Raw genomic sequence first — 25832 nt, 5'->3', positions numbered from 1 at the left:
TAAAGGTTTTGAACAACTCACTTTAACTTAAAGTGACACTTTTATTTCAATATGCAGTCTAAAAGCAGGATAGACATCCGCTATCCTGCTTTATTTTGTGTGTATATAAATTATAGAAAACCTTTATTTTTAACATAGTTATAATTTCCATGAAACTTTTCAAAATTTTTATTTTTCAACAAATAAGTGACGCTAAATAGCTTATTAAGAAAGTATCTATCATGTGACACAGTAATGATGGTACCTTCATAATCCAATAAAGCTTCTTCAATTGTTTCTTTTGCATCTATATCTAAATGGTTCGTTGGTTCATCTAAAACTAGTAAATTATAATCACTATTTACTAGTTGCGCCCATCTAAGCCTGATTCTTTCTCCACCACTTAAATCATTAACTTTTTTAAAAACGTCTTTGCCATAAAACATAAAGTTAGCTAACATATGTCTAGCCTGACCTTCTGTTACATCCACCTTTTCTCGAAAAATATTTAATATAGTATCATTTTCAACTTCCTCAAACTCATGCTGAGAAAGATATCCAATTTTTAAATTGTTTGCAGTTTTAATTGAACCTTCATCTACAGAAACTTGTCCTAAAATCATTTTTAAAAGGGTTGATTTACCTGTTCCATTGTCACCAATAATAGCAACATGCTCACCTCTTCTAATCAACATATCCACATTTTCAAATAATAAAGAATCATATGCTTTAGCCACATTTTCCATTTCAATGACTTTGTTTGAAACACGTTTACCTTCTTCAAGCACTATGTTCATTTTTTGTGAATCTATCGTTGGCTTTTCCAAACGCTTGATACGATTTAAGGCTTTTTCCATACTTTTAGCCCGACGGTACATTGCAGCGTTGGGTGGTTTTGCTTGGCTCGCCCATAATTTTAATTGCTTAATGGATTCTTTCATTTTTTTAATTTTCTTTTGTTGTGTTTTATAAGCTTCAAATTCAACTAGTAACCTTTTTTCTCTCTCTTCAACAAAATATGAATAATTGCCATTATAACTATAAAGTTGCTTCTGATCTATTTCTATAATTTGCTGTACTGTTTCATCTAAAAAATAGCGATCATGCGAAACAATTACTGTAGCGCCTTCGTAATTCTCAATATAGTTAGCTAACCATTCGATAGAACTAAAATCAAGGTGATTCGTCGGCTCATCTAAAAGTAATAAATCTGTGGGTTTAATCAATATTTGCGCAATACCTACTTTTGTACGTTCTCCACCAGATAAATCTCCCCATTTTGATTCGAGCAAATGTTCTATATTTAAACCATTAGCTACTCTACGTATTTTAGCATCTATTTCATAACCATCATGCGCTTCATAATATGACTGTAATTCGCCATACCGAGACATTAAATTATCTATATTTTCCGTTTCATGACTCATTTTTTCTTCAATCACTTCAAGTTGGTCTGATATACGATTTAAAGTTTGAAACACAGATTGCAAACATTGATAAATGTTTTGATGTGATTCGTATTCAGGTATTTGGTTTAAATAACCAATCTTTAAATTTTTCTTCCAACTGATTACGCCTGATGATGGTTTTTCTATACCAGATAATAAATTCAATAAGGTAGTCTTACCTTCTCCATTTCTACCTACTAAACCAATAGTATCTCCAGCGTTAAGAGTAATTTTAATATCATCGAATAAAGTTTCTTCAATAAATCTTTTAGAAATGTTAGATGCGTTTAATATATTCATTTTACTTCCTCCATATCGTCTATAAGGAAGCAAAATTCAGGTGTCAGTTCCTTATAGACTGTTGATTAATTTCAAAAAAGACAGACTTCACCAATTTTGAAGTTAATCCTGAAAATTTGTTGCGAACGATTTGTAAAAATCTGCAACTTTGCGCTATAAGAAACATTACGACACCTCCTTTTATATAATCAATAAACACTTTACAATATTTTGTTTATTTTTTAAAGATTCATTTATATCACTTATTAATATGAATGCTCAATCGTAATAGAAATATCATTAATATTAATCATTTAATATTAAATTTTCACTATTTTTACTTCTAGATTAAACAAACAGTATGCTATATAATAAATGGATGTGTGTAATTTCAATCTTTTGGGGGGAGTATTTTGAAGTATATTGAAGAAATACCTATTATTAGGTCTATTGCAACGCTATTTATTGTATGTGTTCATCTATCTGTTTCATACATAAATAACGAAAACAGTCTTAGTATGACAATTATTGCAGGGTATCTTAGCCAGATTGGTCGGCTCGGCACTCCTGTTTTTGCAGTTATTAGTGCCTTTTTATTAACACATTCTGTCTTGAAACGCGGTTTTGATTTAAACTATTTTGTAAAATCACGATTTACTAAAATATTTGTACCATACATAATTTGGACAACTGTCTATTTATACTACTTAGGCGTTGTTGAGGTAAACCTAGATAGTAATAAAAACTTTATAGGATATTATTTATTTGGAACTGGAAATTACCATTTATATTTTATATTAACCGTTCTTCAGTTTTATATTTTATTTCCAGTCTTACAAAAAATTAAAAAAGGCTTACCATTACTGCTAACATACGTTTTCTCTACAATACTCACTATATTCTGGCAATTGAACTACGAACAATTTTCAATTGATATACCGGTCATAGGTACTTTTGTTATGAGTAGAGCGTTTATTTTCAATTGGATTTCTTATTTTATTTTAGGGATTGTATTCGCAAGATATTACGAGGAGATAAACATGGGTATTAGAAAATATAAAACCTTATTATTACCTTCTATTGTAGTCGTTTTTATTTCATTTTTAATATTTATTGATTTAGATCATTTCGTAACATCATCCCATCCAATGTTTTTACTATATACACCGTTTTTCTTAGCATTTTTAATTTATTTTTACCTTCTTATCAGAAAAAGTAAATCAATCATGAAAATACTAACTTTAATCGGTAATTACTCTATGGGAATTTATTTAGTACATCCCTTAGTAAAATGGATTGTAATGAAAATACCAATTTTTGATAATAGGGATAGCTTTTTATTATACGGTATTTTATTTATTATTATAGTTACTATATCTGTAATAATCATTAATTTGCTTATTAAAATTCCGAATGGAAACTATATCGTTCCAGTGCCTAAAAAGTCCAAAATCGTAAGTAATCAAACTAAATATTTTATTCGTGAGGCAACGCATTAACTTAACTAATTCCAATAATTTTTTATAATAAAGAGGCTACTATAAACCAATACTTTCGGTTATTTAGTAGCCTCTTAAATATATTCATTACTTCAATATTACGATATTACTTCAATAAAATCTTTGTTTGCTGTTAAGTAATTTCCTTCTTGTGTGACTAATCGTGGTGTTGATTTATTAGTATAGGCAATATTAGCTATGTTAATCGTATCTCCAACTTTAAGTGTTTCTAGTGGTTCATTTTTAAATGTTCTAGAGTTATACAACTTACAAACTTTTTTAATTTTAACCTCACTAGGAACCTCTGTAATATATTTGTGATGGTCATCCATGTTAATCTGTGTTACAAAATCTTTATTAGCAGTGATCACACTACCGTCTTCAAGAATTAATCTAGGTGTACCATTCGATGTGAACTGAACGTCTGTCGGCACCACTTTCGTACCTGGATTTAAGCTCACGATTTGTTCTTTAAATTCAATGTCACGATATACATTTGTTTTTTTAAGCGTCATCAATGGTTCTGAAGCCGTTAAGAAATATTTCCCTTTATATTTTTCTCTCAATTTATTGACGAACTCTAACTTAAAGCTTTGTCGTTTCATTTTATAAATTTCATTATTACTTGGGTAAGAAGCGTAAACCAAGGCGATATCATTCATTTCACCAAATTCGACACCGAGGTTAACATCTATCTCTTTCGCTTGTTTAAATTGTTGCTGATGAATATAAATGTTTTTATCTTTATACATATAATCAACATGATACGCGTTCGCTGAGTTATTAATTTCAACTAATTTTACACCATTAATTTGTATATTTTCCGGTTTCAATACTTTAATCACTTCATATAATTCGCCATTTAGCATTTGCGTCCCTTCATACACTGGATAACAACGCACAGGTGTGGGTTCTAAAACATCATAATTACCATCAATTTCCATGTAAATCGTATCTTTATTTATATAATAATGCCAATAACCATAAACAAGTGCTTCTGTAAGGTTTAAAAAGGGTTCTTTATCTTCTTGATGGTATAAAGTATACATAGCTATGAATTTTTTATTGTTAATAAATTCCTTCATATGATAACCAGATTCATTTAGTATATGTTCTACTTCGTCAAAAATAGCATAGAACGTTTGCTTATCATCAGATTTTAAAAACGTTTTTGTATGCAACAACCTTCTAAAAAAGTCTACTTCCACCATTCTAGATAACATCATCTTTTTCAGAGATTCAGATATATCCATATTACAAATGCGCTTGGTTATATTCACATTCAAATAAGCTTTATCTACCACTGAAGTCTCTTTCACAAGTGATTGATTCTCATCGTATCTATTCACATGATAAGCAGGTATCGTAGACATTGTAATATTTTGAATCTTAGAAATAAGATCAATGAAAAATAATTTATCCTCACCAAATTTCATATGTTCAAATTGAATCTGATTATTAATTACAATATCGCGTTTGAATACTTTGCCCGGTGGCCCTACCGCTCGAAAAATTTTTTCAATATCTTGTGGCATCAGATTTGATGCATCTTTATATGCTGTGAATCTAGCATGATACGTAATGCTTTTATTTGTATGTTTGAGAGTCTGTCCTAAGCCTAACTCTGCATCATCTGCATTTACTTTCTCCATAAACCTAGGAAATCCTTCTGTATCTAACCAGTCATCTGCATCCAATAAGGCGATATATTTACCCTTCGCCTCTTTAATACCTATATTTCTTGGTTCTGAAGGACTACCTGTATTCGTTGGTAGCTGAATTAATTTTATAAAATCATACTGACTAGCATAACCTTCAATCATTGCTACCGAGCGATCTGTAGAACAATCATCGACAAAAATTGCCTCTAATTTTGAGTGTTCCATATTTAAATTGATTAAAGATTCAATGCATTTTTTTAAGAATGGTTCCTTATTATAGACCGATATAATAACCGAGACTAATTTATTCATTCAATTCTCCCCTTTTTAATCCACTAGATTGTTTTTATAACTTTGATAAAACTTGTCATACTTAACATTCCCGATGCCACCCACTATATATTTACCTAGTTTGAACTGGTTAAACACATAAGCAATACACATTGAGAACGTAATTGTCAGCGTAAATGTGAATAGTATATTGAATATAGGATGATCGTGCAATGTCCCTAACCTATGAACAATAAAGTAATGAATTAAGTATATTGAAAAAGAATAATTGCTAATTAAGATGAAAAATTTCGGTACATATTTAACGTAAGATGATATTAAAAAGAAGATTAAAATCATCATAGTTACATAAATTGGTGTGTCAATACGCTTAGAGTCCACTAGTGTTAGCCAGCCCGATAAATAATTGATTAACGTTATAACTATCACAATTGTAGTTCCTAAAACAATGTATTTCGTATATTTTTGTATATTAGACATCAGAGCTTCGTAATAATAACCCATATAAAAACCTAGCAAGAAATAACTAAGCCAACCTATGAAAATCATCCAACCTTCTCGTTGCCATAACCAATTTAAATACCAAACTTCAGGTGCATCGACAAACGTTCTCATAGCCCAAAATAAAGTCGTAACGATTAACGAATATGTGATTATTTTTAATGGGTTAAGTTTTACTAAGTGTTTCGCGAATAGCATATGTAAAGCATAAAATTGAAAAATAATAACAATGAAATACGTTAGCGTGCCACCATGAAACATCATAAATTGAACAGAATCTAGGTATTCCGTTAAATTACTAGGCTGCCCGTAGACATACGCTAAACCTAAGTTAATGATGATATATGGAATTCCTAATGTCAGCACTTTCTGTTTCACGAAACCTTCTTTAACCTGCGTCTTATACTGTTTGGCTAATAAAAACTCAGAAATAAAAACAAACATTGGTGTTGCGTATAATAATAGTAATTGAAAAGTCCTTAATAAATAGCCATCATTAGGCATTTCAAATTTATAAAATGTTGTAGTAATTGTATGAATCATCACAATACTTAGACAAGCAATTGCTCTCATCCAAAAAATAATTGATGTATATACTTTCATAATTGCGCTCCTCTTTAGATTATCTATGTATATGTAAATTTTCGCAAACTTAAAATACGTTTTTAACATGAAATAACGTGAATTATATTACAATGTTTTTTTGAATTCAAACATTTCATTATTTTTAAAATATATATTCAGAGATTTACTAATTAACGCTACATACTATATCCTTATGTAATTTTATAAATATATATTTGATTACAATTATTGTTTTTCTGCAGAATATCGAAAGATTTAGACTTCCCTTAGACTACCCGTCAATGAGCCTTACTAAAATAAAAAACCCCCAATACGTATACACATACGCATTGAGGTCCTTACCTTATTAAAAGAAATATACTTATTAAAATTAAAAGCTTAAAACGTGCTACTTTATCAATATATTCAATATATTATCCTTGATTTTCTGGATAGACTTGCTTGATTGCACCATTGAGCGCTTCAGCAAAGTCATACATTGTGGTAGTCCAATTTTCTATTTTTTTACGTGACGCTGTGCTAGCATCTCCATCTTTGAAAAATGCTTTTCTTAAAGCAGTCGTTAACTCTAATTGAACACCTGTGCTTTCCTCTACTTTATTTATAAAATTAGCATTATTCAGTCCACCAAGGTATTCTGGCGGTATTTTCACTACAAATCCTTTACGTTCAAGTTGACTTTGAATAGCATCTCTAAGGGGTGATTGATAACCACCTAAGTATACGAGCTGTTCTTCCCCTTGAGCACCATGAATTGAAATTGTAGCCGTTCGGTCTTGGATCATGTCATGCAAAGTTGCATCATCATAATTTGTAGATGTGACATGTAATTGTGTATTATTCGATGGACGTATCGCTTCAAATGAAAAATAATCAAAATCACCATTGTTCGTTGTTCGCCACTAATTTTGTTAATTCTGAAGTCCCTTGTTCAATATTTCCACCATGTGGTGCCACGATTAACACTGATTTCCCAACATCTCGCGTATCTTTCTTCCAGTCTATACCTTCTTTTGTATCATTATATAATTCTGTCATAGATTTATAGTAATCCTGTTTACGCGTTGTATTTTGTGTATTTGTCCCTGTTTCTGTAGTTGGTTTTACTGCTTCTTGAGACTGCAATGTCATACCTTGCGTGTTCGTATTTTCGAGTTTCGGCGTTGCTATGTTTTGGAGTTCTTCATTTGTTTTGACTGGTGCTTTGGTTATTGTACTTGGTTGCACTGGTGCAGATGTTGTAGGCACTTTTGATGATGCGCTTGGTTTTGTAGACGGCAACATCGATGTACTTGATGTCTTCGGCGGTGTCTGGGTCATTGTTGATTTACTCGGTGTCTTTACTGAAGTTATTTGTGTCTTTGTCGGCGTTTTTGTTGATATTGCCGAGATCTTTATCGTTGAGTTTGGTTTCTTTATCGTTGTTGAGGTAGGTGCTTTTGTTGTTGCGTTGGATTTTTTCACCGTCGTTGAATTCTGTGCCTTTGTTGTTTTGTTGGATTTCTTTATCGTTGTTGGTGTCGATACCTTTGTCACTGTGCTTGGCTTCTTCATTGTTGGCGTCGCTGGTTTGGACGCAACAGGCGCTTTAATCGTCGTTGTTGAAATAGCTTTGCTGACTGGTTTTTTTACAGGCACTGACTTCTTCGTCACTGGTGCTTTTTGAGCTGTGGGTTTTACTATTGCTTGTGGTTTTTTAGTCGTTACATTTGTAGTAGCTTTTGTTGTCGTTGATTTTACCACTGCAGGCTTTACTGTTTTCACCGTTGTAGATGGTTTAGTTGTCGCAGGCGCAGGTTTTGTTGTTTTTGTTACCGTTTGTGATTTTACTGTTGAAGTACTTGCATGTGCATTTTCACTCACTAAAGCAATCGTGCTAATCCCAATAGCAGTCGTTACAAGCCCTAACACTAACTTCTTACTAGAAAAAGTACGTATATTCGTTTTCATTTTCATTCTTTTCCCCTTAATGTTTTCTATAATTTCAATAATACACAATATTTTTTTAAATACAATAATTAAATTAATGTTTAATCGAAGCTTAAGAACTTATAAATTTAGTAAAATCATATAGCAATAAAGTAAAAAGTTACTTAATTACAAGTATATATCAAAACATTTTACCGAGCCAACGACTATTTTAATATATTGTTCTCATTAGCAAAAATGTATTGCCATACACAAAAGAAAAAGTATATAATATTGAAGAAATAATCACACTTTTACTTTTTACACAATAGAAAACAGGGGGACAGATTAAGTGCATAAACCATATTGGGCAATAAAATATATTTCTGCTATCATTACTACAGCTCTGATAGTTTGCTTGGGGATAATATTTCATGTTGATAAAGTGGAAGCTGCTGAAAAAATTACTGATATAGATTATACAGTTAACCATAAAGTAACTAAAAAATCTCCAATAGCAACAAATGAGACAAAAAAGATCAATACAATTAATGAAGTAAAAAATACTAAAATAGTAAATAACAAAAATTTAAAAGCACAACAAAATGAAGTTCAAATTCCTAAACAAGGCACTAAATTACAATACAATAATAAAGATATAAGTGTAAAAAAATCAGTTAAAAATGGTGTTTCACAAGGTACTCCGAATGTAATTTCAGGTAAAAATGTGCAACCATTATCAAAAACTATCAAAGTACAATCACCTTCACCAATTAAGCAAAAAAGAAAACTAGCAAAACAACCAATCATTCAAAATAAAAACAAGACACAAGCTATTATGCCCACTGACAAAAATCAAAAAGTAAATACAGCTATTAAACAAAAACAAAGTGGATTATCAAAAGCAAAAGTTCGAGTAGCTCAACATACTTCTTCTAAGCGTACATCAAAATCTATAAAACCACAGCTACTATCAAGCTCAACTAAGGTAGCAAAGAAAAAAACGAATAAGACTAAAGTAAATAAAAATAAGAAATCACAAACCTTATCTGCAACAGCAAAAAAACAGCAAGTGAAGCCATCAATTAAGCAAACAAAAGCATCTAAAAGTGTAAAAGTTATTCCAAAAACAACTAAGAAAACTATAAAAAACAGCAACTACTATAATCAAGCGCCTAAAGCATGGTCATCAAAGATACCAGGCAGTAATAATGTGCGAGATTTTGGTCAAACTACTAAAGCATCCGGCATCAATGATGCATTAAAAATCATGAAAAAATCTGGCAATAAAGGGGTTACTTTAGAACATACGACTGCGAAAACAGCCAATATTGCAACCGTATTTAATTGGAATCCTATTAAAAAAACACTGACTTATGGCACTGGAACTGCAATTGGTAAACATACCATATTAACAGCTAATCACGTCATCAATAATCCAGAAGCACATAAACCAATGTCACCATCTTCAATTCAAAACCTAAGAGTGAACTTGCTACAAGAAGGTTCAAGTTACACACGCTCACTCAAAGTAGTTGGTGTGAAGATGATGCAATTTGGTGATGTCGCATTATTATATACAAAAGAAGATATTTCGAAGTATATGAAAATACGTAAAATTGCTCCTGAAAAATCGATTACCAATATCAAAGCTAATACACCTATTCACATGTATCATTATGGATTACCAACTGGAAAATTCAAGAATGATCCTATGGGTACGATGTATCATTCTAAGGGTAAATATTCCCTCATGGCTCGTAACATCAATCCAATGGGCTATTATCAAATGATGGCTGAACCAGGTTCTTCAGGAGGCGCCATTTTAAATAGTAAAAATGAAATTTTAGGTATCCATGCTTTTAGAATTGATTCAGGTGATTATAAAAAATACCATCTAAATACGATGGCAGAATTAAGAAGTAAATTACACAAAGAAGTTATTCAAAACATTATCTAAGCTATTTAATAAGCATCTTCACTTATTGTTGAGGGTGCTTTTTTTAATCCTTTTCAAATTTAAGCAGACTTATCTATTTGATAAGTTGCAGTTCATTTAGACAAAAGTTGCTTTTTATATGCTTTCAGCCCACATCATTTTCCCAATTCACAGGTGAAAGTAAATGATTTTTATTATAAATAGGAAAGCGGAGAACAAAAAGCTAAATATATTTTTGAAAGCCTGGCTGATGACGTTTTTGATTATATCCATACAACTGAATATAAAGCTTAATAAGCTACTTTCAAGGATAATTCACGCTCTTAGCTGCACTCGCCAATCATACTTCACCTCAAAAATTATACGCAAATAAGAAATTAATTGAATTCGAAATAGATGAAATCTTAATACTCTAAAAGTTCCACTGTTTGATTTACTATAAATTTTGTAACGAACGTTCACCACAGGATTATTATGCTAGACAAATCAAAAAGGATTAAGCAACTCATGATTGCTTAATCCTCAAATTTTATATTAGTTCTGATTAAAGTATTCGTAACATTTTAATCAGAACTACCGTTTTTTAATTAAATGACTTTAATTTTTCTTTCTTCTAGAAACGGTAAGTATTATACCACCGATTAACGCTATTATACTCGCAAAAAATCCAGTATTATTTGTTTCACCTGTATTAGGCAATTGTTTCTCTCTCGTTGTATTAGTTGATGCTGAAACCTTTGTTGTATTTGCCGTGCTTGATACATTTGATGTATTTAATGTATTAAGTTTATTAGGTGGATTCGACGTAACTGATATACCTGGTTTATTTGGTGTATTCTGTGTGTTTGGTGTATCCGGTGTATTCGGTTTATCCGGTATATTTGGTGTGTCCGGTTTATTCGGTTTATCCGGTGTATTTGGTGTATCTGGTGTGTTTGGTGTATCCGGCGTATTTGGTGTATCTGGTGTATTCGGTTTATCCGGCGTATTTGGTGTATCCGGTGTATTCGGTTTATCCGGCGTATTCGGTTTATTCGGTTTATTCGGTTTATCCGGTGTATTCGGTGTATCCGGTGTGTTGACAAAAAATTAACTGGTCAAGGTAGATCAATCAATCCACTTGCATATACTGGTTTCATGAGATCTAACAGACATAGAATAGAAGTTCCTGTTACTTGTTATTTAATTGAACATCCAAAAGGCAATATTTTATTTGATACGGGCTTTGATAAAAGTGTTGAAGGTATAAAATATGATATGCCTGGCTTTATGAGAAAGAACAAAGTAGCCGTACCAAATGTTCCAACTGGATATACTATTGATAACCGTTTAAAAGCACTTGGATTCAAATCTAAGGATATAGATTATGTTATTTTAAGTCATTTAGATGGTGATCATGCCGGTGGTCTACACATGGTTAAAAATGCTAAAAACATCATTGTTAGTGAATCTGAATTAAAAGCGGCTAAGAAAATATCTGTAAGATATAATAGTAAGTTTTGGAAGGATACACTCATTAAACCTTTTACATTTAAAAATAGTCCTATTGGCCCTGAAAATAAAGCATTCGATTTATTTGAAGATGGTTCCATCATTTTAGTTCATACACCAGGTCATTCAAAAGGATTAACGAGTATCCTTGTTAATTCACTAATTGATAATAAATATATTGTACTAGCTGGTGATGTTGGTGATGTAAGAATGAATTGGGAAAAATTAATACTACCCGGAATAATTGATAATAAAGCGAAAGCTTTATCATCTTTAAAATGGTTACAAGGTATTTCATATGACGAAAATTGTAAAGGTATATTTGTAAACCATGATCCTGAAATTGTAAAGAGAGAAATTGATTTATAAGAGGAGTGGATAGTATGAATAAAAAAATAGCAATATTACCTATAGGCTATGCTTTGTATAAATATAAAAATTCTCAAAAACAAAGTATGAATGGCTCAGGGCAGTATGTATTAATAACTGGTGCTTCTAGTGGCTTAGGTAAAGCATTTAGTGAAGTCTTTGCGCAAAATCATTTTAATTTAGTTATTGTTGCAAGATCTGAAGATAAACTAAACGCATTAGCTGAAGAATTAAGAGCTAAATATAAAGTAAATATAGAAGTTGTACCAACAGATTTAACAAATAAAGAAGATATATATAATTTGTATGATCATCTTAAATCTAAAAATATTACTATCGATCAATTAGTTAATAACGCTGGTATTGGAAATAGTGGTCGACTTGTTGACGTTAGTACAGATCAAATCATTTCCAGTCTCAATTTAAATGTTATAAGTGTAGCACTTTTAGCAAAATTATTTGGTGAAGATATGGTGAAAAGAAATAATGGCAAAATATTAAATGTTGCATCTTTAGGTGCATATACACCAAATCCTTACTTTAATATTTATGGACCAAGTCGTTCATTTGTAGCAAAATTGACCGAAACAATGTATGGCGAACTACAAGATACAAATGTAAGTGTCAGTGCATTATGTCCAGGTCCAGTTGATACTAACTGGGCAAAAAGTGCTGGAAAATCCACTACATTTTTGGCAAGTGACCCTAAAAAAATTGCGATTAACAGTTTCTACAAAATGCAAAACAATCAGCTTATAATTATTCCTGGAAAACTACATCATCTTGAAAAGGCTCTTCTGGATTTAATACCAAATAAATTATTAGCAAAAATCATTGGTAAATGGCAATATAGTTTAATTGCTCAAAATTAAATCATCATAAGTAGATGTACATTAAGTAATTGATGGATGGGACAAGTATTAGTCCCATCTATTTTGGGGGATAGAAATAAATATTTTAATTTTTATCATCTTAATTCTTCTAGATAATAACCAAAATAGTATATGCACATACATTTTTTGTCTGAACCATATTTAAATTATTCATGCATTAAAGATTTTAAAAAAATAATCATTTCATATATTAGGTTCCTTTTCAATTATGATATAGTCAAAATTCTTTAATGATATGGAAAAAAACCCCATCACTTGTGATACGCTTCCCCTTATCAGTGATTTTGCTAAAATTTTTATATCGCTTAAAAAATAGGCAAGTTAGTATTTAAATAACTCGCCTATATGTTTGCAGAAATATCATTTAATTCAAAAATTATGTTATTTAAATTCTAAACTAATATTAAATGATAGGTTTCTGTTTACAATAGATTTATCAGCACCTTGCTTGGTTCCTCTATTTTTATGGGATGCTTTATATTCCTGAGACTCTTGCCAATGTTTGTAAGCTGCTTCATCTTGCCAAAACGTAATGATAACATGATGTTCATGTGTACTATGTGGCTTTAGAAATAATAGATTTTCAAACCCTTCAGTATTCTCTAGATGTTTATCTCTATTTAAGAACACACGCTCGAAGTCTGCCTCTAAACCAGGATTAGCATATAAATGGTTTAAAACTGCATAACCATATTGTGGCAAATCATTAATTTGTTCTAATATAGTATAGTGATATGTCACATTAAATCTATTAATAGTTACCTCATTATTATTTTTGTCTAAATAAATACGATGTATTTCATTTTTCAACAAATGAATCACTCCTTTTTATTGGATGATATGTCAAAATTGCTTAAATTTATCCATAACATAATCTCTACTATTTTTATGATTCACGATAGTCTGTGGATAATCTTTTCCAATTTCAATATGATAAATTTCTTGTAACTTGTCTTTATATTTAGTTGGATCATGAATGTATTTACTGCTCACATCATTAAATATTTCTAGCTGTGTTTTAATAAAATACCCTTGCGCATCAAAACGCTCACTTTGACGTATAGGATTAAACATTCTGAAATAAGGCACTGCATCTGTTCCAGTTGATGCTGACCACTGCCATCCATGTACATTAGATGCATTATCATAATCTATCAAATACTGTCTAAAGTACTCCTCCCCCCAAGTCCAATCAATAAATAAATTTTTCGTTAAAAATTGTGATACGACCATTCGTAAGCGATTATGCATATATCCTGTACGATTCAGCTTCTTCATTGCAGCATCAACGATTGGGTAACCAGTTTGACCTTTTTTCCATACTTCAAAATGTGTTTTATTATACGACCATTGCATGTTTCGATATTTTTCAGAAAAAGATTTAGTTGCCGTTTCTGGATACTGTGTCATTAACACATAATAAAATTCACGGAATAGAACCTCTCTTATAAAAGCTTCATAATTTTTTTCATCGCTCTCATAATCTTCAAGTAAATCATTTATAATTTCACGAATATCGAGTAGTCCATATGCTAAATATTTACCTAATCCACTTACAAAATCCTGCGACACATCGTCAGTCAATTTATCATAATGATCTATGTCACCATTTAAAAAATCATCCCAAGCTTTACTCGCTAACTTTTCTATATCTTTATTATTTTCAAATTTTAAGTCACTTTGATTTGAACCCTTTTCCGCAATTTGAGACAACTGCTTAAATTGATAACTTTTTTTAGGGGTGTGTACTAAGTCCTGACGATTTGCTTTATAAAAACTAGTAAATACTTTATAAGGCTGTTGCTGTTTATTAAAAGTCTTTGTTGGCTCAAAATAATGATTCACGCGCTGTCCAATTACTGTAACTTGGTGATTTTCAAAAGCCTTTTTTACATGAGGATAGTCATATATTTCTTTGTGATAACTCATAATATCTTTTGCTACTAATACGTGAGATAACGCCAATGTTTCTGCTAATTCACCTAGCTTTTCATATGTGACAATATAAGGTTGTATATCATGCTTATCTAAAGCATTTACAAATCCTTTTACAACTTTATGGTAATAGTCACGTTTTACTTCTGATGCGTCAGTTAAATCTTCTAAAGGTAAGATAAAATACAATTTATTTATCTCATTTTGATGCTTCACTATATATTGAAAAAGTGGATTATCTTTCGTTCTAAAAACTCTGTTAAGTATGACTCCTAAATGCATTTTATTGCCTCCCAGCTTGTTTCATACAAATTCACTTTATAATTGTCCTTTAACTTAAGATTGTGTTTTCAATCATATACCCGTTTTAACTTTTGTATAATTCACTAAAAAATAAAATAAATTTTAATACCTTACATATTATAGGCAACTTCAGGGTATATTATTATCAGAGGTGATTAAATTATGAATAACGAACAATTACAAAATGAAATTGAAAATATATTAAATACATCAAAAATAGGTGTCCTATCTACTGCACATAACAATACACCTAATAGTAGATACATGGTATTTTATAATGATGGACACACACTTTATACTAAGACAAGCATTGAGTCTAAAAAAATTGCTGAATTTAAAGATAATCCCAAAGCTCATGTACTTATAGGTTACGATGAAACGAATAATCGTAGTTTTCTAGAAATTGATGCTAATGCTGAAATACTGAAAGATCAAGAGACTATTGATTGGATTTGGAACAAACAAGATAAGTCCTTTTTTGACTCTAAGGATGATCCAAACTTGTGTGTAATTAAAGTAATACCAAAATCCATAAAAATTATGAACGATAAAAAATTAGACACACCACAAACCATTACGTTCGATTAGTTAAAAAGGCGCTTAAAATCACTTTATCAAAAAGTAATTTTAAGCGTTTTTTATATACCATTATTAATATCTTCTAACATAGCATCAACTGTAATTTTGGCACTCGTCAGTACAATTGGCACTCCTGCCCCTGGATGAACACTAGCTCCAGCAAAATACAAATTTTTGTAATCTCTGCTCACATTAGGCGGTCTGTAATAGTTACTTTGCGCTAAAGTAGGCATTAAACCAAAGGCTGCTCCAAATTTAGCATTATAATCTCCTTCAAAATCCTTAGGCGTATAAATAATTTCTGTCACAACTTGCTTTTTCAAATCTTTTAACGCTTTAATCGTTGAAAGCTTATTGTAAATAATATCTTTCACTTGTGTGATTGTTGACTCATCAGACCAATCCGTATCACCTGTTTTCAATTCTGAAACGGGCATCAGCACATAAATACCTGTTTGACCTTCTGGCGCTAAAGACTGATCTTCCACACTAGGAGCGTATACATATATTGATGGATCTTGGGATATTTCCCCGGAAAATATTTCATTGATATTATTATCAAAATCCTTTGAAAATATAACATTATGTAACAAGATATCTTCAGATAAATCTTTATCAACCCCTATGTACATTAAAAAGGCTGAGCAAGAATAGTCCATATTATCAATTTTCTGTGTCGTATACTTCTTAGGATGATGTTCATTTTTAATTAAAGATGAAGTAGCATATGGGAAATCAGCAGTACAAATTATTTTGTCATACTTTTCTATATGTCCGTTTACTTTTAGTCCCTCCGCACACTTATACCTACCATCAATGATAATTTCTTCAACGTTTGCGTTGGTATAAATTTGAATACCTAATTCTTCATTTAGCGTTTGAAGCGCTCTGACAAAGCTATACATACCACCTTTTATAAAGTGAACACCAAACATTAACTCTATCATGGGTATAATTGAATACAATGACGGGCTTCGTTTAGGGTCGATACCTATATATAATGTTTGAAACGCTAAAATCTTTTGGATTTTTTCATTATCAACATATTTTTCAATTAAATTATCTGCTTTATCAAATGTTTTGAGTTTCATACCTTGATATATAGTAAAAGGATTATAAAAATCTGTAGGTTTCCTAAACGTACGTTCTAGAAAATATTTTCGTGCTATTTCGTATCTTTCGTATATATCTGTTAAAAAGGACATAAAACCATGTGTAGAGTTAGGTTCAATACTTTCAAGCATATCTCTTAATTGAGCAAGATCTGTAGGAACGCGAATTTGATCTGTTTCACTAAAATAAACATCATATATATGTGATAATTGTTTAATTTCCAAGTAATCATTCATATTTTTTTGAGCGTAATTAAAAACGTCTCGATAAATCTCAGGCATCATTACGATGGTTGGTCCCATATCAAATGTAAATCCATCTTGCTTGATCTGATTCATCCTGCCACCTATTTGTTGGTTCTTTTCATATAAATCTACTTGGTGACCGTTTGCTGCTAATCTTGAAGCTGCAGCTAAACCTGAAACACCGCCGCCTATAACTGCAATCTTCATAATGTTTCACTCCTATTATATTTCGCACTAAGTTCACGATAAATTTTCATTTTTTTCAATTTGCTTACATATACTTTCTTATGCAACGTATAGTTTGCCTTCCTTACTTCCACAAGTATTTCATGATAAGCTATCGCAGCTAATTCGATAATGTAACGTACCTCTTCGTCAAAATAATTAATACCGTTTAATGCAATATCATATAACCTAACTGCCTCTGTAGCGTAACTTTCCCACAGTTCTATATAATTTGGCGTAACTCCTTTATAATATATAGAATGTAGATTAACTCGATATTGAGCTAATTTTTCTACACTTAGATAAATTCTTCCATTTTGAAAATCTTCGCCGACATCTCTTAAAATATTAGTTATTTGCATTGACTTGCCTAAAGCAATCGCAGCTTCTTCAGCTTGCTCGAAATTATTTTCATTTGATGAAGTTAATATAGGAGTTAACAATTCACCGACAGTACCTGCCACACCATAGCAATACTCATATAAATCTGAATCAGTTTTCATTTCTTTTAAAACTAAATCTTCCTTCACATATTGAATTAAAGATTCAAAAGGTTTTTTAGGTATTGAATATGTATTCAATGTATTACTTAAAGCATTCATAATAGCTGCATCACTTTGATACGCTTGTATATAATCACAATCGCTATAAATCACATCTAAATCTCTAGCTATGCCGTTTAATTGCTCAAGGTCTTTGTATTTATCAATACTGTCATCTATAATTCTGCAAACTGCATAAATAGCCCAAATTGCTTTTTTCCTTTTTAAATCCAAAAAATCAAAGGCATATGAGAACGTTTTTGAATGTTCTTTCATTATATTGTGACAATGGTTATAATCTCTCTCTAATTGATTCATTTATTGGCCTCCTCAGTATGCCTAGAACTTCTTGACATTTGTATAAAAAACTAAGCTATAAATCTATTCTACGGCCTTTCCAATATATACGTTTGAATACATTGATATCTAACCATGATTTAAAAAATATCACAACAAAGCATATGAAGAGCAGTGGATGACATAAACTCGCAACGATATTAAAATTTCCTGTTCTTCGAATAGATATATGAAATTGTATCGCATATATAAAATATAGAGTAATAGCTAATAATATATATAACGAGCCTAAATTAATTGAAAAAATTATCGCTAAAACTGTTGTAAGTGAACCAAATAGCCATAAAAATACAAACGTAAGCGTAGACTTTTTAGTTACTTGAGAGCCAAGTGCAAAGTGTTTACTCCAACCCCCTAATAGCGCTTTATATCCTTGAGAATACATTCTAAAATTCACTACGCCTTGGCCTTCATGCAAACTAACTGGCAAACCTTGCTGATTATATGCTTTACTTATTGCAAAGCCTTCAATGATTTGATTTTTAGCTTTCAAATGTCCTTGTGTCAATTTATAATCTTGCTTATTTGTCACAAGGACTGGTCCAAACGCGCCTTGCTCATTATTTGCTGATTTCGTGATTGAAAATTGATTCATACCTACGATTGTCATTAAATTAAAAATCGCCGATATATTTTCATATAGCTTTTTTATCTTGTGATAAGGTTGTATTGATAACAAACCTTTACCACCTTGTAAATCATATTGAATGGCTATATTTTGAATACTATCATCACAAGCAAACTGAACATCAGCATCAACAAACATCAATAAATCATGCGTTGCATATTTGCTACCTTGCCAACAAGCATGTGACTTACCTTGCCATGTAGTATCATTTTCAACAGTATATACGCTCGCACCATAATATCTAGCAACAACTTGTGTCTCATCAGTTGAACCATCATCCATAACGATTACTTCTATTTCTTGCTCTTTACTTATACTGTTAAGTAATTTAGGTAAGTTCTCCGCTTCATTTCTAGCAGGTACAATAACACTGACGGCTGTCTGACCTCTTTCTTTTCCGGAGTTATTTATAATCGCTCGACGCGCATACATACACATTCCACTTATTAGTGATAGTATCGTCAATACTATTGCTATTATATAAAGTATCATTCAGCCTCAACTACTTTCTCCATTAATAATAGCTTCTGCTACTTGCATACCACTCAAAGTGACCATAGGCATACCAGCGCCAGGATTTACAGAACCACCTACAAAGTACAAATTTTTGAAGTACTGACTTTTTTTAGGAAACTTGAAACCTTTATTTTTCTTCTTATTAGAAACTACGCCATATATAGCTCCTTTATTAGAATTGTATGTATTTTCAATGTCATGTGGCGTCCATATATCTTCATATACAATGTGCCTTCTCAAATCTTTTAAGCCCATAGACTCTAATTTATTCAATATACGTTCTCGGAATTGCAGATATTCTGCTTCACTAAATGACTTATTCTGAATGTATGGTATGTGTGGCAATATTTTTATATTCTCGTGTCCTTCTGGCGCCTGTGTCTTATCTGTTTTATTTGTATTCACTACATAAATAGTCGGATCTTCAGGCAAAACATACTGGTGAAAAACTTGATCATAATTAACTTTAGAATTACTTGAAAAGAAAAAGTTATGATGTTGAAGCTCTGGATAACTTTTGTCCACACCAAGATGCATGACATAACCTGAACTAGCTGGCTCAAATTTACGTTCCAATTTGTTTATTTGCTTTGCATCAAAATTCAATAAATATTTATAAACAGGGATTACTTCCATATTAGATATAATGTAATCTGCATATATTTCCTCATTACTTTCTATTGTTATCCCTGTCACCTTATTTTGACTATTATAATTGATACGTTTTACGGGGGTGTTAAAATGTATGCCCACACCTAATTTTCTCGCTAATTGTTCCATCGCTTCCGCTAACTTATGAATGCCACCATCTACGTACCACAAACCTTCCTCATGTTGCATTTGAGGTAATAAACTCAATACAGCCGGAGCATCATAAGATGAGGAGCCTACATATTTTATGAAATAACCTAGCATTTCTCTTAAATATGGGTTATCCACCCTTTTATTAATGGCTTGTTGCATTGTATGAAAATAATCGAATTGCTTTAAAGCTGAAAACGGACCATGATAACGAATAATTGCAAACATCGTATCTAATCCCTTACCAAAGTAGCTTTTTTCAGCAACTTGATGTATCTTTTGTGCGTAACTAAAAAACGAAGAAAGTTGCTCTATATCTTTATTTGTTAACGATTCATTATTTGTTAGCATATCTTCCATGGATTCATATAAATCTAAAATTTGGCCATCTGGATAAACGTTTCTAATCTGTAAACTTAACTTACGAATGCTAACATAATCTTCTAGCCTTTCATCACATCGTTGAAATAAGCGTTGAAATACTTTAGGCATGGTTAAAATTGATGGACCGAGATCAAATCCATAGTCATCTATGTCTAACCTATTTACCTTTCCACCGATATGCTTATTTTGTTCATATAAATCCACTTGATAGCCTGCTTGAGCCATACAAATTGCGCTAGCAATCCCTCCCAAGCCACCTCCTATGACAACCACTTTCTTATTTCCCATTTAATCACCTTTTCTTTTTTGTAATTTATTATAAATACGTATTAACTTAGGGCGATTATAGCGCTGAACAATCATACAAGGCACATTAGCTATAATGACATATACGAAATTAATAATTTTAACGCTTTTTGACGCTTTAAAAAATGCAATAACAGGAAATATGGATAGCAGATGAACCACCTCTGCACGTCTAGTTTCTAATATAAATCGCTGTATATCATTCATATTTTTAGATAAATCGAAAGTCGCTTTACTACTGATATTGGGGTTAAGATTTTGACCGTCTGGCAACTGATCTTTCCAATATTGCACTTTAACTAATTGTTGCCATAATTGACCCTTTTGTTCAAAATTCCAACTTCGAAAATACTTATTATCTTTTTCTAAGAACTTATAACTAATACGAGTACCAAGTTGAGCAATAATCATTTGAACTATAAACCAATATATCGCAATATATATAATCTTTTTCATCAATTTAATGCTCAGATTTCGCTGTATAGTTTGGGTTATCTTTATTTAAATACCAATTACCAGCTGTTAAATAAGTAGCAAAAGCGCTCCAAAGCATATATGGAACTAGTAAAATGCCAGCAACTTTTTTTACATTGAAAAATTTTACAGTTGTTGTAACTACTGCGCCCAGTAATACAACACTCTCTATCAACGCACTAAAGCGTAATTTATATTTGAAGTATAATATCGACCATAGATAATTCAGGCTTAATTGCGTGTAATAAGCACCTTTCAAATCCTTACTAGTAGATTTATTAGTCACTAATGCATAAGCTACGCCCATCGTTGTATAAAGTATTGGCCACACAATTGGAAAGACATAGCCGGGTGGTGAAAAAGGTGGTTTAACATTATTTTTATAATCTTTTCTCGCGTTTTTCACTGCAAATTTCCCTATAAATTTACCGCCTGTAATTGGTGTTATAACTTTTATAATTGTTTTAATTATCTCGTTTGCTTTCATAGTTAATCCCCTCTTTTTTTGTAAAAGTAACTAGCCTTTATTTTAGCCGTTACAATTCGGCATTGGACATGTTATTTTTTCTAGCTAAATACTTTTTCAATCCATATACTTTCAAAACAATTGCACCTGTAATAACAATTGGCAAAATAAACTTCTTTATATTAAAGTATTCTCCTTTATTAGTTTTTTGGCTATTAATCTTGAATTTAAAAAGATTCATTACACTTTTATGAACTTTTGCTTGGGTATACTTATATACCCACCAAGGTAACGTCGGTTCATATTCTTGTAACGCTATGATACATGCGTCACTATTAGGTAATCTTCTAAACTCTAATCTCGCATTACCACCATCTGAATCTAAAGCGAAATCTCCACCAACAATTCGATATAAAATTCTCTCATTATTAGAAGCTTTAAAATCTTTACTTAATAATAGTAAGTCCTTATTTAAACACGGCACACTAATCGTAAAGTTATCTTCGTTAAAATCACTATTAACGACATTTAATGTAATTCTATTTAAAAAATTTGCATATGATTCTGCCAATTGAATCATATTTACATCTTTAGGTAAGACTACCCTTGATATTGCTCTAACATCTTTAATATCGCCCTTACGTGATGACTTCCCTTTCTTTTGTGTCTTAGTTTCTTCTTCCAAGGCATTACGCACACTTTCCTTATAATCAATCTTGCCTATAGAAATGTCTTTCACAATATTTTCATCATTTCTAATCATATCATGAATTAAGCTATCCATTAACGGATAGACCATTTCTTTTGGGACACCTGAAATAAGTTTCACCCAATATTTACTTAGCCAAATGGGAATAATAGGCAAATCTATCGTAGGTAATCGTTTACCTAGTACCTCTGCAGTTTGCTTGAATAGATCTTTATAAGTCATATGACTAGGTCCACCAATATCTATCGATTCGTTCTCATTTGGATTACGCTCTACAATTTTATATAAACCGTCAATCACGTCGTCTATTGCAACTGGCAATGTTGTATTATAAGCCCATTTTGGTAGTAACAGGCCAGGTAATCTTTCTACTAATTTTTTAATATAGGGTAAGAACTTCCTTTAGAGCCTATAATCAAACCAGCTCTTAAAGTACTTACTGGTACACCATATGATCCTAAAATCTGTTCGCACTCTAAACGGCTTCTTAAATGTGGTGATAATTCATTTGTATTAGGTATCAAACCACTCATAAATACAATATGCTGAACTTTGTTATAACTTGCGGCTTTAGCAAAATTATCAGCTAATAATGCATCCATATCTTCAAAGCTCGCCTGCGTCAACTTAGCTGAAGGCATCATAGAATGGACAAGATATATAGCGATATCAATATCCTCCATTACCTCAGTGATTTCATTTAAATCAAACAAGTCAGCTGCCTTCCAAGTAACATTGTGTTCATTTGATTTATTTTCTATATTTCTAGAAATAGCTATAATTTCATAGTTATCTTTTAATTTATTCATTAAGTGACTACCGATATATCCCGAAGCGCCTGTTAATAATATTTTTTTCATATATTTAGCCTCCAAATAGAAAAAGATGGGCAGGTAAACTTTACCTCAGCTCATCTTTAACTTAACGAGCTCACTTGCTCATTATCTTAATTGACAAGAGCTCCAAGTCTCTTACTTAATATTGTACCCTTCTTAAAGCTTTTCAATCTTTATTAGCAAGAATTATGAAATAACTCTACGAATCATCAAAATTGTCTAAAAAAAGGGGATAGTCTTACTTGCTTTAATGATGTCACTAGTAAAAAAAACTCTTTCCCTTTTCCTGTATAAGCTGGAATTAGTATCATATTTGCTTTAGCGCTATATAACCATTCTAGATTTAAACCAGAATTCAATATATCTTGATATTCTTGAAAAGTATTTTCCCAATTTAAGTTTATTTTCATTAATTTACCTCCTGAAAAAGCTCCCATTCGATTGTCATCAATTTCTACACTCACTTACCTATTTCCACTTCATAAAAAATTCAAAACAGAAATGAACATTTTTTCAAAAAAGGTTTTCCAAAACCTAAATAAATGTAATAATGGAGACAATTCATTTTCAAGGAGTAATACGTATGGAAGCGTCAAAAAATTATAATATAATAACATTTGTTTTGTTTATTTCTGGTATCTTAATTATGTTTAATCTATATACCGCAATACCTATAACAGAGCATTTAGCTAATGATTTTGGTATATCTCAGTCAGTTGCAGCAATGAATTGTGTGGTTTTTTCAGTCACTTATTCCATTAGCTGTTTATTTTATGGTACTATTTCAGAAAAATTTGGCAGAATACGTGTCATTTTACTTTCACTGATTGGTCTAATTATAGTTTGCTTTTTGATTGGATTTATAACTTCTTTTAATACGTTATTGATTTTACGAGGCCTCCAAGGGATATTTGCAGCTGCATTTTCTCCCATAGCTATTACTTACACTACCGAAACTTATCCACTTAAAAAGAGGTTAACAGCAGTAAGTTTTATTAGTACAAGTTTTATGCTATCTGGTATTTTAGGTCAAAATTTTTCAGAAATATTAATCAGCCAATTCGATTGGCACATTATTTTCTTTATACTTTCTTCACTATACATCTGCTTAGCTATTATCATCTTTAGAAATGTCCCAGAAAGCCCTGTAAAAAATTCAGATGTTCAAATCCTTAAATACTTTAGCAATTTTAAAGGCTTTGCTAAAAATCGAAAAGTATTAATCTGCTACTTTATTTCTCTAACATTACTTACAACATTCATTTCTATGTATGCAGTAATAAATGAATTCATACTATCGGATTCTATACACGGAGATAATCACACAGCATTTCTAGTAAAATTATTCGGTGTTTTTGGTATGCTAAGTTCATTAATGTCGGGACGTATTAGTAGTAGGTATGGTGTCAAATTTGTTTTAAATATTGCTTTAGGCGTTTGTGGTGTGACATTAATATTAATGCCTTTTGCACATAATATTCTGCTAATAACATTTTTAAGTATATGTTTTGTTGCTGGAATTGCGTTTGCAGTCCCTTTAGTTATCGCAAAAGTAAATATGGTAGTGTATGGAAATAGAGGTTTCTTCTTGTCTGTTAACACATTTATTCTATTTTTAGGTACAGCAGTTGCTCCGATCCTATCAATTTACCTTACTTCTCTAAATAATTTTACAAGTATGTTTGTAATCATATCATCTATTGCATTCTTAGCATTCCTTGCTTCATTATTCTTGCCAAGCGATGAACAAACAACTTATTGATGCACTTTTCATTGTTCTATAGTTTGAACTAATAAATCAATTCAAATTTAGTATTAGACGTTTACATTAATTACAATTATTCTTGCAGTAGTTTCAAAATTTTTGAGGAGTGATCATGTTATGAATTATTCACCAAAACAAGGCACACGTAGCCATGGTTTACCACACGATACTTTTAAAAGCAGTACTGTTCCTAGACCAATTGGATGGATTTCAACAATATCAAAGGATGGTAAAGATAATTTAGCACCTTATAGCCAATACCAAAATTTAACATGGGATCCGCCTATGGTAATGTTTGCAGCTAATCAATCTGTTTTAGGAGAACACGAGCGTAAAGATACAGTTAAAAATGCAGAAGAAACAGGATGGTTTGTTTGGAACATGGCAACTTATGATTTAAGAGAAGCAGTAAACTTATCTGCTAAGGCATTGCCACCAGAAGAAGATGAATTTGAATTTGCAGGTGTAGAAAAAGAGAAATGCATTGAAGCGCCTGGTCACAGAGTCAAAGCATCTCCTGTACATTTTGAGTGTGAATATGTCCAAACAGTGCGTATCCCTATTGGCGATCCAGTATCAACTGTAGATATGGTAATAGGCCGTGTAGCACAAGTTCATATTGATGACGAAGTTATTCTAGATAATGGGAAACTTGATATACAATCTATTAGACCTATTGCGCGCTTAGGTTATTATGACTATACAGTTGTCAATCAAATTTTTGAAATGAAAGCACCATCTGCATCAAAAGAAGAGTTAGCTGGTTTAGAAGGAAGAAATTTTGATAACAAATCATAATTATTTC

At 31.4% G+C, this 25832-nt stretch carries 22 protein-coding genes and 2 pseudogenes; 8 read left to right on the top strand and 16 right to left on the bottom strand.

Going from position 1 to position 25832, the window contains the following annotated elements:
* Window positions 1-110: 110 nt before the first annotated feature.
* Window positions 111-1727 carry a ribosomal protection-like ABC-F family protein gene (gene abc-f / locus KA856_RS01020; RefSeq protein ID WP_107523592.1) on the bottom strand — a complete coding sequence of 539 codons (1617 nt, stop codon included), beginning with the start codon at window positions 1725-1727 and terminating at the stop codon, window positions 111-113.
* Between the two features lie 392 nt (window positions 1728-2119).
* Here abc-f and KA856_RS01015 point away from each other — a divergent pair, with 392 nt between their 5' ends.
* On the top strand, window positions 2120-3205 hold the full coding sequence (locus KA856_RS01015) for an acyltransferase (protein ID WP_204170783.1): 1086 nt from the start codon (window positions 2120-2122) through the stop codon (window positions 3203-3205).
* A gap of 98 nt (window positions 3206-3303) precedes the next feature.
* On the opposite strand, the gene KA856_RS01010 is transcribed toward KA856_RS01015, so the two are convergent.
* The 4 genes from KA856_RS01010 to KA856_RS13975 form a co-directional block, all read right to left on the bottom strand.
* Window positions 3304-5178: a glycosyltransferase family 2 protein gene (locus KA856_RS01010; RefSeq protein WP_210138379.1), complete on the bottom strand. Its 1875-nt coding sequence runs from the start codon at window positions 5176-5178 to the stop codon at window positions 3304-3306.
* 15 nt (window positions 5179-5193) lie between these two features.
* Window positions 5194-6261, bottom strand: coding sequence for an acyltransferase family protein (locus KA856_RS01005; RefSeq protein WP_210138378.1), 1068 nt, complete (start codon window positions 6259-6261; stop codon window positions 5194-5196).
* 395 nt (window positions 6262-6656) lie between these two features.
* A complete protein-coding gene (locus tag KA856_RS13795; RefSeq protein WP_348634528.1) occupies window positions 6657-7097 on the bottom strand; it encodes a poly-gamma-glutamate hydrolase family protein in 441 nt (146 codons plus the stop codon).
* A gap of 25 nt (window positions 7098-7122) precedes the next feature.
* The gene (locus KA856_RS13975) at window positions 7123-8193 is read right to left on the bottom strand and encodes a poly-gamma-glutamate hydrolase family protein (RefSeq protein WP_245337635.1); all 1071 of its coding nucleotides are present in this window, start codon (window positions 8191-8193) and stop codon (window positions 7123-7125) included.
* Between the two features lie 310 nt (window positions 8194-8503).
* Between KA856_RS13975 and KA856_RS00995 the strand changes: the two genes are divergently transcribed.
* Entirely contained in the window at window positions 8504-10111 is a 1608-nt protein-coding gene (locus KA856_RS00995; protein ID WP_210138377.1) for a trypsin-like serine peptidase, read from the top strand.
* 576 nt (window positions 10112-10687) lie between these two features.
* Here the strand turns inward: KA856_RS00995 and KA856_RS14080 are convergent.
* The gene (locus tag KA856_RS14080; protein WP_432590906.1) at window positions 10688-10906 is read right to left on the bottom strand and encodes an LPXTG cell wall anchor domain-containing protein; all 219 of its coding nucleotides are present in this window, start codon (window positions 10904-10906) and stop codon (window positions 10688-10690) included.
* Between KA856_RS14080 and KA856_RS00985 the strand changes: the two genes are divergently transcribed.
* Genes KA856_RS00985 through KA856_RS00975 form a run of 3 tightly spaced genes read left to right on the top strand, consistent with a single transcriptional unit; the run spans window position 10842 to window position 12822 of the window.
* Complete coding sequence (locus KA856_RS00985) at window positions 10842-11183, top strand: hypothetical protein (RefSeq protein WP_210138375.1); 342 nt, start codon at window positions 10842-10844, stop codon at window positions 11181-11183. The two genes, KA856_RS14080 and KA856_RS00985, sit on opposite strands and share 65 nt — an antisense overlap.
* 44 nt (window positions 11184-11227) lie before the next feature.
* A complete protein-coding gene (locus KA856_RS00980; protein WP_210138374.1) occupies window positions 11228-11950 on the top strand; it encodes an N-acyl homoserine lactonase family protein in 723 nt (240 codons plus the stop codon).
* Between the two features lie 14 nt (window positions 11951-11964).
* Window positions 11965-12822, top strand: a complete 858-nt coding sequence (locus KA856_RS00975) for an SDR family NAD(P)-dependent oxidoreductase (RefSeq protein ID WP_210138373.1) — start codon at window positions 11965-11967, stop codon at window positions 12820-12822.
* A gap of 402 nt (window positions 12823-13224) precedes the next feature.
* On the opposite strand, the gene KA856_RS00970 is transcribed toward KA856_RS00975, so the two are convergent.
* Both KA856_RS00970 and KA856_RS00965 read right to left on the bottom strand, forming a co-directional pair.
* Window positions 13225-13665 (bottom strand): antibiotic biosynthesis monooxygenase family protein, encoded by a 441-nt coding sequence (locus KA856_RS00970; RefSeq protein WP_230623014.1) that lies wholly within the window; start codon window positions 13663-13665, stop codon window positions 13225-13227.
* Window positions 13666-13686: 21 nt separating this feature from the next.
* A complete protein-coding gene (locus KA856_RS00965; RefSeq protein ID WP_210138372.1) occupies window positions 13687-15060 on the bottom strand; it encodes a cryptochrome/photolyase family protein in 1374 nt (457 codons plus the stop codon).
* Window positions 15061-15243: 183 nt separating this feature from the next.
* Between KA856_RS00965 and KA856_RS00960 the strand changes: the two genes are divergently transcribed.
* Window positions 15244-15669 carry a pyridoxamine 5'-phosphate oxidase family protein gene (locus KA856_RS00960; protein WP_107382400.1) on the top strand — a complete coding sequence of 142 codons (426 nt, stop codon included), beginning with the start codon at window positions 15244-15246 and terminating at the stop codon, window positions 15667-15669.
* Window positions 15670-15719: 50 nt separating this feature from the next.
* Here the strand turns inward: KA856_RS00960 and KA856_RS00955 are convergent, their stop codons facing one another.
* From KA856_RS00955 to KA856_RS00920, 8 genes and pseudogenes are all read right to left on the bottom strand, one after another.
* On the bottom strand, window positions 15720-17225 hold the full coding sequence (locus tag KA856_RS00955) for a phytoene desaturase family protein (protein ID WP_107386276.1): 1506 nt from the start codon (window positions 17223-17225) through the stop codon (window positions 15720-15722).
* Window positions 17222-18103 carry a phytoene/squalene synthase family protein gene (locus KA856_RS00950; RefSeq protein WP_210138371.1) on the bottom strand — a complete coding sequence of 294 codons (882 nt, stop codon included), beginning with the start codon at window positions 18101-18103 and terminating at the stop codon, window positions 17222-17224. Before KA856_RS00950 ends, KA856_RS00955 begins: the two co-directional genes overlap by 4 nt.
* 55 nt (window positions 18104-18158) lie before the next feature.
* On the bottom strand, window positions 18159-19202 hold the full coding sequence (locus tag KA856_RS00945) for a glycosyltransferase family 2 protein (protein ID WP_107386278.1): 1044 nt from the start codon (window positions 19200-19202) through the stop codon (window positions 18159-18161).
* 66 nt (window positions 19203-19268) lie between these two features.
* Window positions 19269-20759: a phytoene desaturase family protein gene (locus KA856_RS00940; RefSeq protein ID WP_107386279.1), complete on the bottom strand. Its 1491-nt coding sequence runs from the start codon at window positions 20757-20759 to the stop codon at window positions 19269-19271.
* Window positions 20760-21233: a glycosyl-4,4'-diaponeurosporenoate acyltransferase CrtO family protein gene (locus KA856_RS00935; RefSeq protein ID WP_107386280.1), complete on the bottom strand. Its 474-nt coding sequence runs from the start codon at window positions 21231-21233 to the stop codon at window positions 20760-20762. It lies immediately after the preceding gene.
* A gap of 4 nt (window positions 21234-21237) precedes the next feature.
* A complete protein-coding gene (locus KA856_RS00930; protein ID WP_107386281.1) occupies window positions 21238-21738 on the bottom strand; it encodes a TspO/MBR family protein in 501 nt (166 codons plus the stop codon).
* 49 nt (window positions 21739-21787) lie between these two features.
* Window positions 21788-23286: pseudogene (locus KA856_RS00925) on the bottom strand (NAD-dependent epimerase/dehydratase family protein).
* A gap of 195 nt (window positions 23287-23481) precedes the next feature.
* Window positions 23482-23672, bottom strand: a pseudogene (locus KA856_RS00920) (hypothetical protein).
* 173 nt (window positions 23673-23845) lie between these two features.
* Between KA856_RS00920 and KA856_RS00915 the strand changes: the two are divergent.
* A complete protein-coding gene (locus tag KA856_RS00915) occupies window positions 23846-25024 on the top strand; it encodes an MFS transporter (RefSeq protein WP_107386644.1) in 1179 nt (392 codons plus the stop codon).
* Between the two features lie 120 nt (window positions 25025-25144).
* Window positions 25145-25825, top strand: a complete 681-nt coding sequence (locus KA856_RS00910) for a flavin reductase family protein (RefSeq protein ID WP_107386645.1) — start codon at window positions 25145-25147, stop codon at window positions 25823-25825.
* Window positions 25826-25832: the final 7 nt, after the last annotated feature.

Source organism: Staphylococcus sp. GDB9P120P, from assembly GCF_017893435.1.
Classification (GTDB): Bacteria; Bacillota; Bacilli; order Staphylococcales; family Staphylococcaceae; genus Staphylococcus; species Staphylococcus cohnii.
The sequence above is the reverse complement of the archived record's forward strand: the minus strand, read 5'-3'. Positions and strand labels throughout refer to the sequence as shown.

What these genes read in the sequence shown, in the direction of transcription:
- KA856_RS00975 (WP_210138373.1), top strand. Translation starts at nt 11,965, where the DNA reads ATGAATAAAAAAATAGCAATATTACCTATAGGCTATGCTTTGTATAAA.
- KA856_RS00950 (WP_210138371.1), bottom strand. Translation starts at nt 18,103, where the DNA reads ATGAATCAATTAGAGAGAGATTATAACCATTGTCACAATATAATGAAA.
- KA856_RS01005 (WP_210138378.1), bottom strand. Translation starts at nt 6,261, where the DNA reads ATGAAAGTATATACATCAATTATTTTTTGGATGAGAGCAATTGCTTGT.
- KA856_RS00945 (WP_107386278.1), bottom strand. Translation starts at nt 19,202, where the DNA reads ATGTATGCGCGTCGAGCGATTATAAATAACTCCGGAAAAGAAAGAGGT.
- KA856_RS00965 (WP_210138372.1), bottom strand. Translation starts at nt 15,060, where the DNA reads ATGCATTTAGGAGTCATACTTAACAGAGTTTTTAGAACGAAAGATAAT.
- KA856_RS00980 (WP_210138374.1), top strand. Translation starts at nt 11,228, where the DNA reads ATGAGATCTAACAGACATAGAATAGAAGTTCCTGTTACTTGTTATTTA.
- KA856_RS00960 (WP_107382400.1), top strand. Translation starts at nt 15,244, where the DNA reads ATGAATAACGAACAATTACAAAATGAAATTGAAAATATATTAAATACA.
- KA856_RS00915 (WP_107386644.1), top strand. Translation starts at nt 23,846, where the DNA reads ATGGAAGCGTCAAAAAATTATAATATAATAACATTTGTTTTGTTTATT.
- KA856_RS01010 (WP_210138379.1), bottom strand. Translation starts at nt 5,178, where the DNA reads ATGAATAAATTAGTCTCGGTTATTATATCGGTCTATAATAAGGAACCA.
- KA856_RS00930 (WP_107386281.1), bottom strand. Translation starts at nt 21,738, where the DNA reads ATGAAAGCAAACGAGATAATTAAAACAATTATAAAAGTTATAACACCA.
- abc-f (WP_107523592.1), bottom strand. Translation starts at nt 1,727, where the DNA reads ATGAATATATTAAACGCATCTAACATTTCTAAAAGATTTATTGAAGAA.
- KA856_RS00910 (WP_107386645.1), top strand. Translation starts at nt 25,145, where the DNA reads ATGAATTATTCACCAAAACAAGGCACACGTAGCCATGGTTTACCACAC.
- KA856_RS00940 (WP_107386279.1), bottom strand. Translation starts at nt 20,759, where the DNA reads ATGGGAAATAAGAAAGTGGTTGTCATAGGAGGTGGCTTGGGAGGGATT.
- KA856_RS00955 (WP_107386276.1), bottom strand. Translation starts at nt 17,225, where the DNA reads ATGAAGATTGCAGTTATAGGCGGCGGTGTTTCAGGTTTAGCTGCAGCT.
- KA856_RS13975 (WP_245337635.1), bottom strand. Translation starts at nt 8,193, where the DNA reads ATGAAAACGAATATACGTACTTTTTCTAGTAAGAAGTTAGTGTTAGGG.
- KA856_RS00935 (WP_107386280.1), bottom strand. Translation starts at nt 21,233, where the DNA reads ATGAAAAAGATTATATATATTGCGATATATTGGTTTATAGTTCAAATG.